Source organism: Pseudomonas sp. BN102, from assembly GCF_029871245.1.
GTDB lineage: Bacteria > Pseudomonadota > Gammaproteobacteria > Pseudomonadales > Pseudomonadaceae > Metapseudomonas.
Window position 1 is genome coordinate 1 of the sequence record NZ_SSON01000009.1, and the last position, 3,027, is coordinate 3,027.

Here is a 3,027-nt window from a genome sequence, read left to right on the forward strand (position 1 = left end):
GATCAAGCTGCTCGACCCGAACCCGGCGGTGGGCTTCCTCGCCCTGGCCAAGAAGTACAGCGATGCCGCCGCCGCTGGCCAGATCCTGGCTCCGGCCAAGGACATGGGACAGATGCAGCATGTGATCTTCAACGCCTACACCAACGCCACCCTGACCGCGCTGTTCCTCTTCGTGGTGCTCAGCGTGCTGTTCTACGCCATCAAGGTCGGCCGCGCCGCCTGGGTGAAGCCGGAGCGCACCGACAGGGAAGCGCCGTTCCAGCCGATTCCGGACGCTTGAGGAGAACCTGCGCATGTTCAATGACCTGAGCCGCATGGGTAAGTACCTGGGCCAGGCTGCCCGGATGCTGGTGGGCATGCCTGACTACGACACCTACGTCGAGCACATGCGCAGCAAGCACCCGGACAAGCCGGTGATGAGCTTTGATGAGTTCTTCCGCGAGCGGCAGGAAGCCCGCTACGGCGGCGGCAAGGGACGGCCAGTACGCTGCTGCTGAACCCCTCAATGCGGTAACCTGAGCGCCACGCCTGTCGTGGCGCTCTTGTTTCAAGGCCGCCGCCCCGTAGGGTGGACATCGCTTTTCATGTCCACCATTCGCGCCCCAACCGAACGTTGATGGTGGACCGATGAAGCGTGGTCCACCCTACGAATGGCCCTGCTTCCCGAGCGGGGCCACTGCTGAATCGAGGAATCCCCGATGTCTGCTCACTTCCCCATTCCGGTCACCGTGCTCAGCGGCTTTCTCGGTGCCGGCAAGACCACCCTGCTGAAATACATTCTCAAGGCCGAGCACGGCCTGAAGATCGCCGTGATCGAGAACGAGTTCAGCGAGACACCGATCGACGGCCAGTTGCTGGGCGAGGAGCCGGTGCAAGTGATGACCCTGGCCAACGGCTGCGTCTGCTGCTCCATCCATGTCGAGCTGGAGAAGGCGCTGTTCGTCCTGCTGGAGCGCCTGGACGCCGGCGAGCTAGCCTTCGACCGCCTGGTGATCGAGTGCACCGGCCTGGCCGACCCGGCGCCGGTGGCGCAGACCTTCTTCGCCGACGAAGAGCTCTGCGAACGCTATGTCCTGGACGGCATCATCACCCTGGTGGACGCCGCCAATGCCGACCGGCACCTGCAGGAAACCATCGCCCAGGCCCAGGTGGGCTTCGCCGACCGCATCCTGGTGAGCAAGACCGACCTGGTCGAGCCCGACGCGTTCGAAGCGCTCAGCCAGCGCCTGCAACGCATCAACCGCCGCGCGCCGATCCGCGCGGTCGATCACGGCCGCATCGACCTGGCCGAGCTGCTGGACGTGCGCGGCTTCAACCTGAACGCCGACGTCGGCCCGGCACTGAACCTGCGTCCGCTCGCACCGGCCGGCACGCCCGACCGCATCGGCACCCTGGTGCTGAAAAGCGATAGGCCGCTGGATATCGACCAGCTCAGCGCCTTCATGGAGCAGCTGCTGGAGGAGCACGGCAACTCCATGCTGCGCTACAAGGGTGTGCTGGCGATTGCCGGCGAAGAGCGCCGGATGGTGTTCCAGGGTGTGCTGCGGCTCTATGGCTTCGACTGGGATGCAGAGTGGAAAGAAGGCGAAGCGCGGGAGAGCGTGATGGTCTTCATCGGCGACCAGTTGCCAGAGGAGAAGATCCGCGCGGGGTTCGAAGCGGCGCAGGTGTGATCGGATCGAAAGCGCTAGGCGCATCTTTGTAGGGTGGATAGCGCTCTTCTATCCACCATCCGTGGTTCGGCCGAACGCCGATGGTGGACCGGTGAAGCGTGGTTCACCCTACGATGGTGCGTGCCAGAATGAGAAAGCCCGCCGGATGGCGGGCTTCTTCGTCGGGAAACGCTTACCAGAGCGGCACGACATAGCTGAGGATCAGGCGGTTCTCGTCGATGTCGCTGGCGAAGTTGGAGCGCACTGTGGCATTGCGCCATTTGATGCCGAAGTTCTTCAGCGGGCCGTCCTGGAACACGTAGGCGATGTCGGTGTTGCGTTCCCATTCCTTGCCGTCTTCGCGGTTGGCGCCGAGGTCGACGTTGTCGCCGGACAGGTAGCGGGTCATGAAGGTCAGGCCGGGAATGCCGAGGCTGGCGAAGTTGTAGTCGTAGCGGGCCTGCCAGGATTTCTCGTCCTTGTTGGCGAAGTCGCCGATCTGTACGTAGTTGACCAGGAAGGGGTCGGTGCCGTTGATGTAGGCGAAGCCGGTGTCGCCGCTCATGCTCTGGTAGCCGAGGCCGAAGGCATGGCCGCCGAGGGCGTAGGTGAACATGGCGCCGAAGGCCTTGTTGTCGACGTTGCTGGTGCCCTCGTCGGTGGAGCGGGCGAAGCGCAGGTCGCTCTTCAGCGACTGCTTGTCGCCCAGCGGCAGCAGGTGCACGGCGCTGACATAGTGTTGCTTGTAGAAGTCGTCCAGCTCGCCGTAGTGGTAGCCGGTGCTGAGGCTGTCGTTCCACTTGTAGCTGGCGCCGGCGAAGTTGAAGGCATCGCTGGTGGTGCCGCGGCGGAAGCTGATACCGCGGGCGCCGCCGTTGGCGATGGTCATGTCCTCGTAGTCGGAGGAGTCGCGCTGGTTGACCTGCTTGAGCTGGCCGGCGTCGAAGGTCAGGCCGTCGAGTTCCAGGGAGTTCAGGTGGCCGCCCTGGAAGGTCTGCGGCAGCAGGCGCGAGTCGTTGTACTGGACCACCGGCAGCTTGGGCAACAGGGTGCCGACCTTGAGCACGCTCTTCGAGGCGCGCAGCTTGGCGGTGAGGCCGAGTTCGCCGTATTCGTCCTGGGCGCGGCCGGTTTCGCGGTCGCGTTTCAGCAGGCCGGTGCCGCTGCGGTCGGGGCTGGAGTCGAGCTTGACGCCGAGCAGGCCGAGGGCATCGACGCCGACGCCGACCGTGCCTTCGGTGAAGCCGGATTCATAGCGCAGGAGGAAGCCCTGGGCCCACTCCTCGGCCTTGGCCTGGGGCGCATTGTCCTGGCGGAAGTCGCGGTTGAAGTAGAAATTGCGCAGTTCCAGGCTGGCCTTGCTGTCCTTGATGAA

General features: G+C 64.6%; 3 protein-coding genes and 1 pseudogene. 3 read left to right on the forward strand and 1 reads right to left on the reverse strand.

All coding sequences use genetic code 11. The features are described from left to right. The 3 genes and pseudogenes from E8F12_RS00385 to yjiA all read left to right on the forward strand — a co-directional run. Positions 1-280 (forward strand): annotated as a pseudogene (locus E8F12_RS00385) (carbon starvation protein A); the annotation flags it as partial. A 13-nt stretch (positions 281-293) separates the two neighbouring features. After that, a complete protein-coding gene (locus E8F12_RS00390; RefSeq protein ID WP_280323302.1) occupies positions 294-497 on the forward strand; it encodes a YbdD/YjiX family protein in 204 nt (67 codons plus the stop codon). Between the two features lie 201 nt (positions 498-698). Beyond that, a complete protein-coding gene (yjiA, locus tag E8F12_RS00395; protein ID WP_280323303.1) occupies positions 699-1,673 on the forward strand; it encodes a GTPase in 975 nt (324 codons plus the stop codon). A 172-nt stretch (positions 1,674-1,845) separates the two neighbouring features. Here the strand turns inward: yjiA and E8F12_RS00400 are convergent. After that, on the reverse strand, positions 1,846-3,027 hold a 1,182-nt coding region (locus E8F12_RS00400; protein ID WP_280323304.1), incomplete at its 5' end, for an OprD family porin.